Here is a 14,996-nt window from a genome sequence, read left to right as displayed (position 1 = left end):
AAACTGATAAATAATGAAGAAATTAGTATATAATGTGGCCTTAGCATTGTGTGCGATGGTTACTATCAATTCATGTTCATTGGATGAATATAATCCAATGGAAGTTACCGGCGAAGAAACGTTGGCTACGTTTGACGGGTGGTACGGAATGCAAACCCAGTGTTATAATCCTATTTATAGTCAGTTGTATACTGTGACAGACTTTTTATCTGTTGCAGAGGCTGGTACGGATACGTGGTTGACGGCAAATAATAATGATAACTCAAAAGAACTTTTTTACTATGAATCTCTGACGCCGAGTAAAGATAAGGCATGGGATAAATTATTTATGCAGGCGTATACTGCTTTGGGGATATGTAATACGGTTATAAACCGTGCGGAAAGTGTAGAAGGAAATGCGGATGATATTCGTGTGCTAACAGCCGAAGCTCGTTGTTTGCGTGGCTTTTATCATCTGATATTGACTACTTACTTTGGTCCGATCACTCTTTGCATGAATGAAGCGGGAAATAATATTGTGTTGGAACCTAAACGGAATACATTGTCGGAAATTTATTCATACATTATTGATGATTTGAAGTATGCTGCGGATAATCTGAATACAACTCCTTACGGTAATAATCGTGCCCGTGTTTCAAGAAAATCGGCTATGGGACTTTTGGCTCGTGCCTACATACAAGGAGCCGGTCAGGGATTGAACGAGAATGGTGTTTCTTACTGGCAAAGAGCGGCAGATGTTGCGGAAAGCTTTATTGCGGATACAGAAGCCGGCGGAGGTACTTACGGAGGTTATCTTTATAATGATATATCAGATATGTGGGCTGATGGCAACAACCGTACTAATAAAGAAGCGCTTTTTGTTGCAGCAGGTTGTGATGCCGGTGATGATGACGCATGGGATTATTCGAATGCGGGATATAATAAATTGTTTACGTATACTTACTGGAATCAGACGAACCTGTCGGATATTAGTAAGATTACATCTGACAAACAGAACTATTTTTATGGACGTACCAACAATGGTAACTGCGCACCATCTAAATATTTGTTGGACTGCTTTGAACCAACTTGGGATAAACGTTGGGAGAATTCATTCCAGACTGCTTTCGGGGCATTTTCTATGGAAAAAGTGGCATGGATTCCATATACTAAGAATATAGTGACTTTGACTAGCGATTTATGTCAGAAGTATGGTATTGATGCTTCTCATGTGGGTGAAAAAATTTATCCCTATGTTGATTGTGATGGCAAAACGATGTCTCATGGAGGAAATCAGTATACAGCATCTGTGTGGCCCAAAGGGGTGACTACAGGGGATGTATCAACATTGATGACCCCTAAAAAAGTATATGTAATAGATTATCCATTGCCTGCGGATGATAATCGTTTCTTTCTTTATTTGTCCAAAGAACCTTTGTCAGCGGAAGACAAGAAAGATCGTGTTTATGCATGTGTGAATATCGATGATTTGTTTGATACAAATGGCAATTACGTAAAAACACAGAACGATATGCCTAGCGATTATGATCGTACTTCAAAAGTATATGCAACATATCCATGTCTGAATAAGTTTATCTGGAGTTATGAAGGGGTATATTATGGAAGTAACTTGCAAATCCGTAATGGTGATATTTTTGTGATGCGTATGGCAGAAGTTTATTTGATTGCTGCCGAGGCCGAACAGCATTTAGGTAACGGTACAAAAGCTGCAGGATATTTGAATACGCTTCGTGCCCGTGCAGCTCGCACCGGAGCTTCGGAGTCGTCTTACAAGCTGACTACTGTCACCGAAGAAGATATCTACGACGAATATGCACGTGAACTTTGTGGAGAACATTCACGTTGGGCATTGTTGCAGCGTCATCAAGCATTCTCAACTCGTTTGGCGAAATATAACAAACGTGCTGCTTCTAGCTTCAAATCTTATAATATATGGCGTCCTATATCACAAACATTCCTTCAACAGATTGATAATGCTGAAGAATATGGAGATAATGGATACGGTACAACAGCTAAGTCTGGTCTGGATGGATTTTTACAATAGCAATACAGATTAAATTTTAATTAAAGAGGGGATATGTCGTGATGATATGTCCCTTTTTTATATATCTTTGTGTAATCGAACAGAACTTTTAAAAAGCGGAACTATGTTAGAAGAAATTTTAGCTTACAACAAGCAATTTGTTGAGAACAAGGGATACGAATCGTATATTACCAATAAATATCCCGATAAGAAAATAGCTATTCTTTCCTGTATGGACACCCGACTGACTGCTTTGCTTCCAGCCGCACTAGGAATTAAGAATGGCGATGTGAAAATGATAAAAAATGCAGGTGGCGTTATTTCCCATCCTTTCGGTAGCGTAATACGTAGTTTACTCGTTGCTATTTTTGAACTGGGTGTGGAGGAAATAATGGTGATTGCTCATTCTGATTGTGGAGCTTGCCACATGCACAGTGAAGAAATGCTCGAAAAAATGAAAGCACGCGGAATCAATCCGGATTATATTGACATGATGCGCTTCTGCGGAGTTGACTTTCATTCGTGGCTGGATGGTTTCGAAGATACGGAAAAGTCGGTGAGAGGAACAGTCGATTTTATCGTGCGCCATCCTTTGATCCCTTCAGATGTGACAGTCTACGGATTTATTATTGATTCTACGACCGGGGAATTAACTCGGATTGTATAGATAATTAGATAGATAGGTAAATAGATAACCTTCTTTTTTAACCTCCTAAATATAGTGACGCTATCCTATCATGATAGTGACGCTATTTCTATTGCATAGTGTCGCTATGTCTGGGGGATAGTGACGCCATTTTGAAGACAAAAAAATAAGGCAGCTTTTTATCGGCTGCCTTTATCTTTCTGCGGTTATATACTTTCTTTGACTGGTGCACTCGTTTGTGACAAATAGGGTGCCCGTACATCTCGATTTCTGCCTCACGGCTAGCTTTACGATTCGCTTTAATGTAATCGTCTTGTGTAATTCGCTTTTTCATAATGAAATTATTTCTCTGTGCAAAGATACAATATATTCTTCATTTAGTGGAGTATTTGGCGCTCTTTTCATCTCATAGATTCCCTTCTGACAATAGAAATGAAAAAGATACTTTTATTTCCTATTACGCTCGGTTTGCATTATCTTTGCATACATTAATCAAATGAAACCAAAAAATAATATGGAAAATTTCAGTGAATTAATAAAGAACCGTCGTAGTATGCGGAAGTTCACCGATGAAGAGTTGACACAAGATCAGGTAGTTACGTTGATGAAAGCAGCTTTGATGTCTCCTTCTTCCAAACGTAGTAATAGTTGGCAGTTTGTAGTGATTGATGATAAAGAGGTATTGAAAGAATTGTCTCATTGCAAGGAACAGGCTTCTTCATTCATTGCCGACGCAGCTTTAGCAATTGTGGTAATGGCCGATCCGTTGGCCAGTGATGTTTGGATTGAAGATGCTTCTATTGCTTCCATCATGATACAGTTGCAGGCTGAAGATTTGGGTTTGGGAAGCTGCTGGGTGCAGGTTCGCGAACGTTTCACTGCTACCGGAATGCCTTCCGATGAATTTGTTCATGGAATCCTGGATATTCCTTTGCAACTTCAAATTCTTTCCGTTATTGCTATCGGACATAAAGGGATGGAACGTAAACCTTTCAACGAAGAACATCTTCAATGGGAGAAAATTCACATAAATAAATTCGGAGGAAAATAAATATGGGAGCTGCTAAAGCGAGTAACAGCAAAGATACTTATTTGGCTACTGCTGTTACCTTTATCGTTATCGGAGCACTTTATCTGATTGATAAACTGATTCATTTCTCTACTGTTGGACTACCTTGGGTGATGAATAAGGACAATATGTTATTGTATGCTTCGATCTGTTTTCTTATTTTTAAACGTGACAAATCAATTGGTTTTGTGTTGCTTGGTCTTTGGCTGGTGATGAATATCAGTCTGGTAATATCATTGCTGGGTTCGTTATCCGGGTATCTGTTGCCATTGACTCTGCTCATTGTCGGAATCATTTTATTCTGGTTTGCAAAACGGTAAAGAAATAATGAAGAGAAGTATAGAAGATACACCGATTGTGTTTATCGGTGCAGGCAACCTGGCTACTAATCTGGCGAAAGCTCTCTATCATAAAGGATTCCGCATTGTGCAGGTATATAGCCGGACAATGGAATCTGCCCGTACTTTAGCCGAGAAAGTGGAAGCTGAATATACCACAGATTTGCAGGAAATTTCCAAAGATGCCAAATTGTATATCGTATCTTTGAAAGATGCCGCTTTGGTAGATTTGTTGCCGCAGATAACAGAAGGGAAACAGAATTCATTGTTGGTGCATACAGCGGGAAGTATTCCGATGAGTATCTGGGAAGGGCATGCAGAACGGTATGGGGTATTTTATCCGATGCAGACATTCAGCAAACAACGTGAAGTCAATTTTCAGGAAGTACCTTTCTTTGTTGAAGCGAAACGACCGGAAGATGTAGAGTTCTTGAAAGCTGTTGCTGCCGCTCTTTCGGAGAAAGTTTACGAAGCTTCTTCCGAGCAGCGTAAAAGCCTTCATTTGGCAGCTGTTTTTATCTGTAACTTCACAAATCACATGTATGCATTAGCTGCTGATTTGCTTGAAAGGTATAACTTGCCTTTTGATGTCATGCTTCCGCTGATAGACGAAACAGCACGTAAAGTGCACGAACTGGCACCGCATGATGCACAGACCGGACCCGCTGTCCGTTATGATGAGAATGTGATTAGCAATCATCTTGCCATGTTGGTAGATTCTCCGGCATTGCAGGAAATATATAAACTAATGAGCAAAAGTATCCATGAGCACCATCAACTATGATTTATCTCGTATCAAGGCTTTAGCTTTTGACGTAGACGGAGTATTGAGTTCGACAACTGTACCTCTGCATCCTTCCGGAGAACCGATGCGTACCGTGAATATCAAAGATGGGTACGCTATCCAGTTGGCTGTGAAAAAGGGACTTCACATAGCCATCATCACCGGTGGCCGTACAGAAGCAGTGCGTATCCGTTTTGAAGGACTGGGAGTGAAGGATCTGTATATGGGATCTGCCGTCAAGATACACGATTATCGTGATTTTCGTGATAAATATGGATTGACCGATGATGAAATTCTTTATATGGGAGATGATGTTCCTGATATTGAAGTGATGCGTGAATGCGGACTTCCATGTTGTCCGAAAGATGCCGTGCCGGAAGTGAAATCCGTAGCAAAGTATATTTCTTATGCAGACGGCGGACGTGGTTGCGGGCGTGATGTAGTGGAGCAGGTATTGAAAGCTCATGGTCTATGGATGGCAGAAGATGCTTTCGGCTGGTGAGATCAACTGGTAACATCAATAAAAAGTATTTTCAATCATAAATAGTAAATCGTCAAATTGTAAATAAAATAATGCTTGATAACTTAAAGAAATATCAGATTATATTAGCCTCCAATTCTCCCCGTCGGAAAGAACTGATGTCAGGCTTGGGAGTAGATTATGTAGTCAGAACATTGCCGGATGTAGACGAGTCGTATCCGGATACATTGGTTGGTGCTGAAATACCCGAATATATTGCTCGTGAAAAGGCGGATGCCTATCGTACCATGATGGAGCCGGGAGAATTATTGATTACAGCAGATACCATAGTCTGGCTGGATGGAAAAGTACTTGGAAAACCGGAGGGCAGGGAAGGAGCCATTGAAATGCTTCGTGCTCTTTCGGGAAAGTCTCATCAGGTTTTCACAGGTGTTTGCCTGGCTACCACCGAATGGCAAAAAAGCTTTACTGCTTCCTCCGAAGTATTGTTTGATGTCTTGTCAGAAGATGAAATCCTGTATTATGTCGATCGCTATCTGCCGATGGATAAGGCAGGAGCCTATGGCGTTCAGGAATGGATCGGGTATATCGGAGTGAAATCAATTTCAGGTAGCTTCTATAATATTATGGGACTTCCCATACAGAAGTTGTATGGAGAGTTGAAAAAGTTATAGTAGGGCTCGTGAATCTATCTGACTATCTCATCTCTACTCAACCCAATAATATGAGAAGGCTGCCTCATTTTCTATTTTGAGGCAGCCTTTTTCTGTATTCTTAAGCAGGGATATTTACTGAATATCCCAAATTGAAAGATGCGGGAGACTATAATAAATCCAGCATCAGAGGAATGTCTTCTTCCCGAATCCCTTGTATGAGAAGAGAGTCTTTATCTTTATGGAACATCTCCAGGAATCTTTCCCGGTTTCCACTAGCCGTAATGGCTTTTCCGTAGAAAACGGCAGCTTTCTGAATATCTCCCATTACCCAGGCCACATGTCCTGCGTTCATATAATCAATAGCCAGCGGCTTTTGTCCAATGATCTTTTCATAATATTTCATCGCCTGTTCATATTTCTGGTTGATGAACGAGCACCAACCGATGCCGCGCCATGCCTTTATACAATTGTTCTCGATGAAATCCAACTTGAAGAAATAATTCAGAGCTTCCTCATATTGTCCCAATTCAGTCAGGCAACTACCGATATAGAAAGTCACATTGGTATCTTCCGGAGCAGCTTCTTCTACCTTTTTATAATAAGTGAGTGCAGCCTGATAGTTTCTGTTTAGCCGGTAACAAATAGCCAGGTGGCGATTGTTCCAGATATTATCCGGCTTCAGCGTGTCTGCTTTCAGATAAGCCTGAATAGCTTCTGCATATTTCTTTCTTTTCTGTAATGCATAGCCAAACTTCTGATAACATTCCGCACTTTCTCCTTTGAATCCTCCGATATACTCCAGTTCTTCATAAATTTCGGTAGCCTCGTCCCAACGTTCTTTTGACAGATAAAAATCGGCAATGGGGAACAATACATCTTTCCAACACAATATATTGTCAAGTGCAGGAACGTGATGAAGATCGAGTTTCTCTTTAAAAATATCTCTGAACTCACTCTTGCGTACACTAAGTTTGAAGAAACGGTACAAGTCGTGCAGGTATTGGTTGCTGACCGTTCCCGGACGTTCATTGAATCTCTTCATTGTTTCAACATTCGATTTCTCTGCCAATTCTGCCACCTGCTGTTCGTTCAGCTGACTCAACATCATATCCTGTTGCGACTGTGGCAATTGATGAATCGTGAAAAAGAGCGAGTACTTATCGCTGTTGCTGAAAAATCCCGATTGAAGAATTAAGTCCAACAGACTGCCTCCCTGATTTCCCGCTTGCTTCATTGCTTTGTGCACATTGGACTGTTGTTTGCTGAATGGATAAAACCAGTTATGTACCTCGCGGAAGAACGGATAATTTTTCAATGCGGCAAAAGTACTCATATACACATCTGCGCCCTCTAGCTGCAGTTCGTTCATTTCACGCAATTTATCCCCCAGACCGGACTTCTCGAATGCATCTTCCCAATCCGGGTTCATATCATTGTTTTCTTCATCGTTTTCTTCAAAACCGAACCGCATATTTTTCATGGAGGAGACATTCTTCAGCATTTCAGGAATAATCTCTTCCCTCATCTTTTTATCAATCTTTTCCGTTTCCTGACATAATAGCATTTGGCGGTATATACGTGCGACGTCTTCTCTGAATGAAGGTATTTCCTCCATCAGATCTACCCTTTTGATGAGTTCCGGATAAAAAGGAAGACGGTTTCTGTAGATGTGGAAAATAATCATTGTACCTACCAATGCCCGTTGGCTGATGTTGACGTTAGGGTGTTCGTAAGCATTGAGCAGCCACACTATTTTTCGTAAGTCGAAACATTCCATCAAGCTCAATGTAAGGGCACTGACAAATAAGCATAAGTCATCTCCCGGAAGTAATTCCGAGGTAAGCATGGCTTTTGCGTCTTCCTCGTCTTCGGGAGTCCATGCGCTGTTTGTCCATGTTCTTATAAACATAAACTTGAGCGTATCTTCATGCCGCTTTAATACTTCATCCATCTTTTCGTCAGACAGTAATCCGCTGACTGCCAAGTCGTCATTAAATGACTCCAGCATGTGTAATATTGTTTTTATACCATAGTTAGCCAAGTCCGCCGATACGGGAGTGCGGCGTACTTCATGATAGTATCTTGATGAAGCATTATCCAACATGAGCAGACGTGATTGGTCGGCAATTCCCCAGGTGTCTGCTACCATTTTCTGATACAGATTCCACCGTTCAGGGTCGTTTGCTCCCTGTTTCATGTATTCCAGCATATATTTGTAAGAGGTCTGCAATTGTTCCAGGCGAGTGCGCAAATCCCAGTCGGGACACTGCCACAGCAAAGATTCCAACTGCATTAGGGCCTCTTTGAGTCTTTTCTCTTCAAGTAAAGTACGTATATATGCGTATTGTTCATTAATCGTTTTTTCGTTCATCATTATTTTATTATTTATTTTTTCCAATCCAGGTCAAACGTTTCCAGAGACCCTCAAAAGGACCGTGTTTATGGTGCCGGAGCCACCACGAACAGAATACCATTTGTAATATAACAAAAAGGATGCCAAAAAGGAAACTGTAAGTGATTCCTAAATATCTTCCAAGTTCGAATCCCCAATGATAGAACAAAAGAGAACCGAAAATAGATTGTCCGAGATAGTTTGTTAAACTCATTTTACCATAAGATGTGAAACGCATAAAGAAGCTGCGGTCCTTTACGCGGTAGAAAGTCAGCAGTAATCCTGTTACCAGCAATACCATGAAGCTAAGGCTGCTGAATGAACTTAAAATCAATTGGAGGGGAACAAGGACGGCACTTCGTTCGATGAATTCCGGCAACATATTGTTCAATCCGTAGATGGGGAAGAAGCAGAGAAGTGAAACGGCCAATGCCTTTAGCCACAGGCGTTCGTTCTGTTCGCTGTACAGGAAATATTTGCGGCGACCGACAAGCATTCCGAATAAGAATAATCCCGGTGTCTGTAAGATACGTCCATGTTCCAGTGCCCAGGTCATATTGGCCAGTTGTCCTTCCCACATATTCATGCGGACTGTTTCGAGGAACGTTCCATTCTTTTGCACGTCGAAAGCAATGCTGAAATAATAACCTGCCAAACTTTTTCCTGCCACATAGTCAGGATTACACAAAGCATAAATCAATTTCCCCCAATCGATAGGTTGTAAAATTAGTAAAGTAGCGAAGATGACAACCGTGCGGTCACTCATCCGGCAGAATATCGGAAGGATAATTCCTAAAATCGCATACATGGTCAATATTTCACCGGTAAAGAAGGCGGCATTGAACTGTCCTATAATGAAGAGAATGAATAATCTCCATAAAAATCGCAAGCGGAAATCTTTCCCTCTCCGTTGTTGGTTGTTGTCTTGAATATAGAAACTGAAACCGAAGAGCAGGGCAAACACAGCGTATGCTTTGTTACTGAATGTGAAGAATAATCCTCTCCAAATAGCCTGATCGGTAAATTTCATCCATTCAAAAGGTACTTCTTCCGGGAAGGAGTAGAAATTAAAGTGTTCAATACTGTGTAAGAGAATAATTCCCATTACTGCTAATCCTCTTAATACGTCGGCCACGTCTATTCGGGCGTTGGTTTCGGCGATTTTGTGTTCCATGATTTCTTGGTTTCTGTTATTAATTGGTTTATGTAATCCGTGCCTGATAATATAAGATTCTTCGTTAAATTAAAATCTTACCTGCACTTGTGCCTGTATCAGATTGGAGTCTTTTTGTCCGTCTCCTTGCTTGTCGCAAAAAGTATATTGTGCTTGTAAGCGGCATCTGGGATAAAACCAGTACTGTACGCCTGCAATATAATTATTCTGTTTGAAGTCGGCAGCTTTATTCGGGTTGAAATAGTCATAAGAAGCGATGAAATCGAAATTCCGGGCGAAGCGTACGCTGCCTGTTGCATAGAAACCTTCACTTTTCACATTCCTGTCTTTTCCGCCGAGATATTCCGTACGCAGATTAAAGGTGGAAGTGGTGACAACCCCTCCTGCACTCCAACGTTTCTTGGCGTAATTTTCTCCAGCTTTGATTCCGGTATATTCCGAATCTGCTATGGCATGTCCTGTTCCGCGGATAAACGAACCACCCACGGATAACCATTTCAGCGGATTAACCATCAAGTTACCGACCACATCTTTTTGACTGTTTTTGTCTTTGGTGTTCAATCCTTGTCCATTCATTACAGCCACCTTATATTGCAGGAAGTCACGAAATAATTTCCCGTGAAGCATCATACCGATATCCCGTCCGGACGTCATTCCGTAACACTTATCGCTGCCGCTTACTCCTGCCAGGTAACAAACAGACTGCGAATAACAATTAATGAGTTCTACTGTGGTAGGAGATAATTCATTTTCTATGGTATAAGGAACCTTGAATTCACCGATACGTGCCGTAAGTCCGGGGAGAAACTGATAATCGGTATACACTTCGAGTAACATGCCCCCATTGTAGAAGTCATACATAAAATCACAAGTCCACCGTTTGGTAATCTTTCCGTGTGCCATGAAAATGATTCGTTTGATGTCGAATGTATTATCCGGATTCGCTGCATCGTCATAAGTATATCCCAATTGGGCATATCCGGAGAGGCTAATCCGTTCTTTCAGTGTGTTGACAACTTGATTTAATGGTGTCTGCTCCTGTGCCAGGAGCGGATTTTGCATACCTGTAATGCATAAAACAAAGGTTAAGAATTGGAGTAGTGTTTTTCGCATGAGTTAGTTGTTATTTGATTTTGGTTGATATTGTGGGGATATACGTTGTGTCAATCAGATTCTTTTCAGCGTAGGTCTCGGGGATTCGGTGGTTTTCTTTCAACCACTGTATAGCTTTATCTATCCCTTCAGCTGAAGGGCGTTTTGCTTTTTGATAATTGGGGAGGGCGACAAGTCCTGTCAGATTTTCCGGTACACCTATTTCAATCAGCACTTGCTCCCATTCCTTTTGTGGATGCATTTTTATATAATCTACTCCCAGATTATAGCCTGTGATGAGTAGTTCGATTTCTTTTCTTTTTTCGTTGAGCGCTTTTCGTGAAAAAGCGGTAGCCGTAAAATCAATGCCCAGTTCTTGTGTGCTCACCAATGAACGATGTTTGCTGTTCATGGCGATAGATGCGGCAGGGTCGGGCAGGAAAGAGGCGTCGATCTGATTGTACTGCAACATTTGCAGGCGGAGAGGAAGCTGACCGATTTCCGGCATATTCATTTCCGAAAGACTGATTCCGGCTTTGCTTAATAACTGGTCAGTAGCATATTCAATAACTGTGTTGCGTGACACAGCGATATTTTTTTCCTTGAGTTGTTCCAGTTGGTTGATATTACTTTCTTTAGAGACAATGAAGCAGAAGTAACCATTATTTTTCAAGATAAATCCTAAATCAGCATGATGGATAGCTTGCAGCACTATTGCGCTGGGATAGTCGGTAATCATGCCATCCATTTTCCTAATCAGGAAAGTGGCGTCGCGATCGTTGGCGGAGTTGAATGAAAGAATGCTCAGGTCCAATCCTAATGAATCGTAGATACCTTGTGTTTTAGCTATGTGGAAAGGGAGTCCGTCCAGTGTAGGCATCATGCCCAGGGTGAGTGGTTGCAGTTCGGTTAGAGGTAAAAAAGAGCTGTCTCCTTTTTTACTCTGACAGGAGTAAAGGAAGAAAAGGATGAACCAAAAAAGTAGTATCGGTCTTTTCATACCTCGTTTTTATGAATAAGGGCAACTCTTTTCACAAAGAACTGCCCTCTTATTATTAACTATTTAAAAAATTAACTAATTATCTAGTTCTATTATTCTTGAATAGCAGCGATACCCGGAAGAACTTTTCCTTCGATTGCTTCGAGCAATGCGCCGCCACCGGTTGAAACATAAGATACACCGCTAGCCAAACCGAACTTGTTGACACAAGCTACAGAGTCGCCACCACCAACAAGTGAGAATGCGCCGTTCTTAGTTGCTTCAACGATTGCTTCACCTACTGCACGTGAGCCGTGAGTGAAGTTGTCAAATTCGAATACACCTGTAGGACCGTTCCAAAGAATAGTTTTAGATTCTTTGATAACGTTAGCGAAGATTTCTTCAGTCTTAGGACCGATGTCAAGGCCTTCCCATCCGTCAGGAATTTCGTCAACAGCACAGAATTTAGTATTGGCATCGTTAGAGAATGCGTCAGCAATCTTAGCGTCAACAGCCAATATCAGGTTTACACCTTTTTCTTTTGCTTTCTTCATCAAATCCAAAGCCAGGTCAAGTTTGTCGTCCTCACAGATAGAGATACCGATTTTACCGCCCATTGCTTTAGTAAATGTATAAGTCATACCACCAGCGATGATCAGGTTGTCTACTTTGCTCAACAGGTTTTCGATGATTTCGATTTTAGAAGAAACTTTGGAACCACCCATGATAGCAGTGAACGGACGTTTGATGTCGTTCAATACTTTATCAACGGCTTTCACTTCTTTTTCCATCAGGTAACCGAACATCTTATTGTTTACATCGAAATATTTAGCGATCAATGCTGTAGAAGCGTGTGCACGGTGAGCTGTACCGAATGCGTCGTTTACGTAGCAGTCAGCATAAGAAGCCAATTTCTTGGTAAATTCTTTCTGGCTTTCTTTCACTGCCTTCTTGGCAGCAGCTTTCTCTTCGTCAGTTGCATCTTCAGCCAAACCTCTTGGTTTGCCTTCTTCTTCAGCGTAGAAGCGAAGATTTTCGAGCAACAGCACTTCTCCCGGTTGCAGAGCAGCAGCTTTTACAGCAGCTTCTTCGCCCATGCAGTCGTTAGCGAACTGAACTTCAACGCCCAGCAAATCAGACAGGTGCTTGATGATATGTTTCAAAGAGAATTTATCGGCAACGCCTTTCGGACGGCCCAGGTGAGAGCCAATGATGATGCTTCCGCCGTCTGCCAGGATCTTCTTCAAAGTAGGAAGAGCTGCACGCATACGAGTGTCATCTGTGATGTTGAAGTTTTCGTCCAGGGGTACATTGAAGTCCACGCGAACAAATGCCTTTTTACCGGCAAAATTGAATTTGTCAATTGTCTGCATAATACTCTATTTTTATTTAAAAGTGTTTTTAAAATTCTTCTTTTAGAACGACCGCAAAGTTACTATTTATTTCGGTTCCTTGCTATTAAATCGTTATTTATTCTTGGCTTTTGGTTCCTCTTTCGTAACTTTATAGGTGTTACAGAAATATTTGCACATCATTTGCAAACCACAGGTGTCACATTTGGGAGTGCGTGCCTGACAAACATAACGACCGTGCAGAATGAGCCAATGGTGAGCAATCGGTATGAGTTTTTCCGGAATATTCTTCACCAATTCTTTTTCCACACTGAACGGAGTGGTGCAACTGTCCGGCACCAGTCCGATGCGGTGGCTGACACGGAATACGTGTGTATCTACCGCCATTGCAGCTTTATTGAACACTACCGACTGGATGACATTGGCCGTTTTTCTTCCTACGCCAGGCAACTTTATCAAATCGTCCAGATTGTCGGGCACCTGACTGTTGAAGTCATTCACCAGCATCTTTGCCATGCCAACCAGATGTTTGGCTTTGTTGTTCGGATAGGACACGCTTCGTATATATTCGAAAATAACTTCCGGTGTAGTGGCTGCCAGTGCTTCCGGAGTCGGAAAATCTTTATACAAAGGAGGAGTAATGATATTCACCCGTTTGTCCGTGCATTGTGCAGAAAGAATAACAGCGATCAGCAACTCATACGGATTGTTGTAATGCAGTTCGGTTTCGGCTACAGGAATGTTGTCCTGAAACCAGGCGATTACTTTCTCATAACGTTCTTTCTTTCTCATCGTAGCTTGTTTTTATGGTAATGAGGCGTCACTTTTAGTTTGAAATAGATAGCGGAAACTACCGTCAGGCAGGCTCCGAAAAGATAGGCCTTATCAAATGTACTTATTTCTGCGATATATCCGCCGGTCAGCATACCGATACCGATTCCTACATCCCAGGAAGTGAGATAAGTGGAAGTGGCTGTTCCCCGCTGGCTATTGGGGGCGAGGTTGACAAACAACGTATTAAATGCCGGAAACATGATCCCGAATCCGACCCCCATCAACAATGCGATACCAAAAAACAGGATGTTGCAAACAGTATCATTCCATTGAATCAGATAAACACAGGCTGAAAGCAGGAAGAAACTGCAAACAACCAGATATAATCCGGCCATTATTACTTGCGTTATTTTTCCACGATCCACCAGTTTCCCCGAAAAGATGCGGGAGATTGCCATGCCGACAGCCATAAAGGTAAAGAAGAATCCGGTTTGTGTGTTCAATCCGATTTGGCGGGCATACATGGCGACATAGTTGGTTGTCATTCCGTAGGGGATGGAAAGTAACAGCAGGCTAAGTCCGGCTGGCAGTCCTTTCATCAAAATGAAACGGTCGAGTGAAATCGGTTCCCGTTTCACAGGAGGTTTATAGGGAGTTTTCACCAGACCGGCACATAGGAAACCTAAAATGCAGGAACCGAATGCATAACAGAAGATCGTAGCAAAAGAGACTCCTGCATCGTGCAGAAACAGTCCGAACATCGGTCCGATAGACATAGCTGTATTGTTGGTGAGCCCGTAATAGCCTAAGCCTTCTCCGCGGCGGGAAGATGGCATAATGTCTATCACTACCGTGTTTCCTCCTACTGTAACCATTCCGAAAGAGACGCCATGAATGATTCGGAATATAATAAATAAGGTAAGGGAGCCGGCTATCAGGTATCCGCCGAACATCATCATAAAGATGAAGTAAGCAAATAAATAAAGAGGTTTGCGGGCAAACGTGTCGAGCAGATAACCGGAAAACGGACGGATGCAGAGGGCGGCTACCGTATAGCAGGAAAGTACAATGCCAATAGTGGAATTTCCAGTTTGGAAAAATTCGGATAAATAAAACGGCAAAACAGGAATCAACAACCAAAAGCCGAAGTAGAGCAGGAAGTTGGCTGCCAAGATGAAACAATAACTGGGAGTAATGAGTCTATCCTTTGCCATAATGAATGATCGTTCAATCGGC

At 41.9% G+C, this 14,996-nt stretch carries 15 protein-coding genes; 7 read left to right on the top strand and 8 right to left on the bottom strand.

Annotated features, from left to right (window positions below):
• Positions 1 to 13: 13 nt before the first annotated feature.
• Both GD631_RS20145 and GD631_RS20140 read left to right on the top strand, forming a co-directional pair.
• Entirely contained in the window at positions 14 to 2,044 is a 2,031-nt protein-coding gene (locus GD631_RS20145; RefSeq protein WP_143259398.1) for a RagB/SusD family nutrient uptake outer membrane protein, read from the top strand.
• 103 nt (positions 2,045 to 2,147) lie between these two features.
• Positions 2,148 to 2,690 carry a beta-class carbonic anhydrase gene (locus GD631_RS20140; protein WP_004321516.1) on the top strand — a complete coding sequence of 181 codons (543 nt, stop codon included), beginning with the start codon at positions 2,148 to 2,150 and terminating at the stop codon, positions 2,688 to 2,690.
• An 88-nt stretch (positions 2,691 to 2,778) separates the two neighbouring features.
• Here the strand turns inward: GD631_RS20140 and GD631_RS20135 are convergent, their stop codons facing one another.
• Entirely contained in the window at positions 2,779 to 3,003 is a 225-nt protein-coding gene (locus GD631_RS20135; RefSeq protein ID WP_143259399.1) for a hypothetical protein, read from the bottom strand.
• Between the two features lie 180 nt (positions 3,004 to 3,183).
• Here GD631_RS20135 and GD631_RS20130 point away from each other — a divergent pair, with 180 nt between their 5' ends.
• The 5 genes from GD631_RS20130 to GD631_RS20110 all read left to right on the top strand — a co-directional run bounded on the left by GD631_RS20130 (position 3,184) and on the right by GD631_RS20110 (position 6,015).
• Positions 3,184 to 3,720, top strand: a complete 537-nt coding sequence (locus GD631_RS20130; protein ID WP_004321512.1) for a nitroreductase family protein — start codon at positions 3,184 to 3,186, stop codon at positions 3,718 to 3,720.
• 2 nt (positions 3,721 to 3,722) lie between these two features.
• Positions 3,723 to 4,058: a hypothetical protein gene (locus GD631_RS20125; protein ID WP_143259400.1), complete on the top strand. Its 336-nt coding sequence runs from the start codon at positions 3,723 to 3,725 to the stop codon at positions 4,056 to 4,058.
• Between the two features lie 7 nt (positions 4,059 to 4,065).
• Positions 4,066 to 4,860 (top strand): Rossmann-like and DUF2520 domain-containing protein, encoded by a 795-nt coding sequence (locus tag GD631_RS20120; protein ID WP_143259401.1) that lies wholly within the window; start codon positions 4,066 to 4,068, stop codon positions 4,858 to 4,860.
• Positions 4,841 to 5,362: a KdsC family phosphatase gene (locus GD631_RS20115; protein ID WP_008026011.1), complete on the top strand. Its 522-nt coding sequence runs from the start codon at positions 4,841 to 4,843 to the stop codon at positions 5,360 to 5,362. The genes GD631_RS20120 and GD631_RS20115 overlap by 20 nt, the downstream gene beginning before the upstream one ends.
• A 71-nt stretch (positions 5,363 to 5,433) precedes the next feature.
• Entirely contained in the window at positions 5,434 to 6,015 is a 582-nt protein-coding gene (locus GD631_RS20110) for a Maf-like protein (RefSeq protein WP_143259402.1), read from the top strand.
• A gap of 148 nt (positions 6,016 to 6,163) precedes the next feature.
• Here the strand turns inward: GD631_RS20110 and GD631_RS20105 are convergent, their stop codons facing one another.
• From GD631_RS20105 to GD631_RS20075, 7 genes are all read right to left on the bottom strand, one after another.
• Positions 6,164 to 8,371 (bottom strand): tetratricopeptide repeat protein, encoded by a 2,208-nt coding sequence (locus tag GD631_RS20105; RefSeq protein ID WP_185911521.1) that lies wholly within the window; start codon positions 8,369 to 8,371, stop codon positions 6,164 to 6,166.
• 7 nt (positions 8,372 to 8,378) lie between these two features.
• The gene (locus tag GD631_RS20100; RefSeq protein WP_143259403.1) at positions 8,379 to 9,563 is read right to left on the bottom strand and encodes a DUF418 domain-containing protein; all 1,185 of its coding nucleotides are present in this window, start codon (positions 9,561 to 9,563) and stop codon (positions 8,379 to 8,381) included.
• A gap of 69 nt (positions 9,564 to 9,632) precedes the next feature.
• On the bottom strand, positions 9,633 to 10,676 hold the full coding sequence (locus GD631_RS20095) for a porin (RefSeq protein ID WP_143259404.1): 1,044 nt from the start codon (positions 10,674 to 10,676) through the stop codon (positions 9,633 to 9,635).
• A 10-nt stretch (positions 10,677 to 10,686) separates the two neighbouring features.
• Positions 10,687 to 11,655 carry an ABC transporter substrate-binding protein gene (locus GD631_RS20090; protein ID WP_143259405.1) on the bottom strand — a complete coding sequence of 323 codons (969 nt, stop codon included), beginning with the start codon at positions 11,653 to 11,655 and terminating at the stop codon, positions 10,687 to 10,689.
• A gap of 92 nt (positions 11,656 to 11,747) precedes the next feature.
• Complete coding sequence (locus tag GD631_RS20085) at positions 11,748 to 13,007, bottom strand: phosphoglycerate kinase (protein WP_143259406.1); 1,260 nt, start codon at positions 13,005 to 13,007, stop codon at positions 11,748 to 11,750.
• Positions 13,008 to 13,100: 93 nt separating this feature from the next.
• Entirely contained in the window at positions 13,101 to 13,778 is a 678-nt protein-coding gene (nth, locus tag GD631_RS20080; RefSeq protein ID WP_143259407.1) for an endonuclease III, read from the bottom strand.
• Positions 13,775 to 14,974, bottom strand: coding sequence for an MFS transporter (locus GD631_RS20075; protein WP_143259408.1), 1,200 nt, complete (start codon positions 14,972 to 14,974; stop codon positions 13,775 to 13,777). Before GD631_RS20075 ends, nth begins: the two co-directional genes overlap by 4 nt.
• Between the last annotated feature and the right edge of the window lie 22 nt (positions 14,975 to 14,996).

It is taken from the genome of Bacteroides luhongzhouii, assembly GCF_009193295.2.
Classification (GTDB): Bacteria; Bacteroidota; Bacteroidia; order Bacteroidales; family Bacteroidaceae; genus Bacteroides; species Bacteroides luhongzhouii.
Note: the sequence above shows the minus strand (reverse complement) of the source record. Positions and strands in the feature narration are given on the sequence as shown.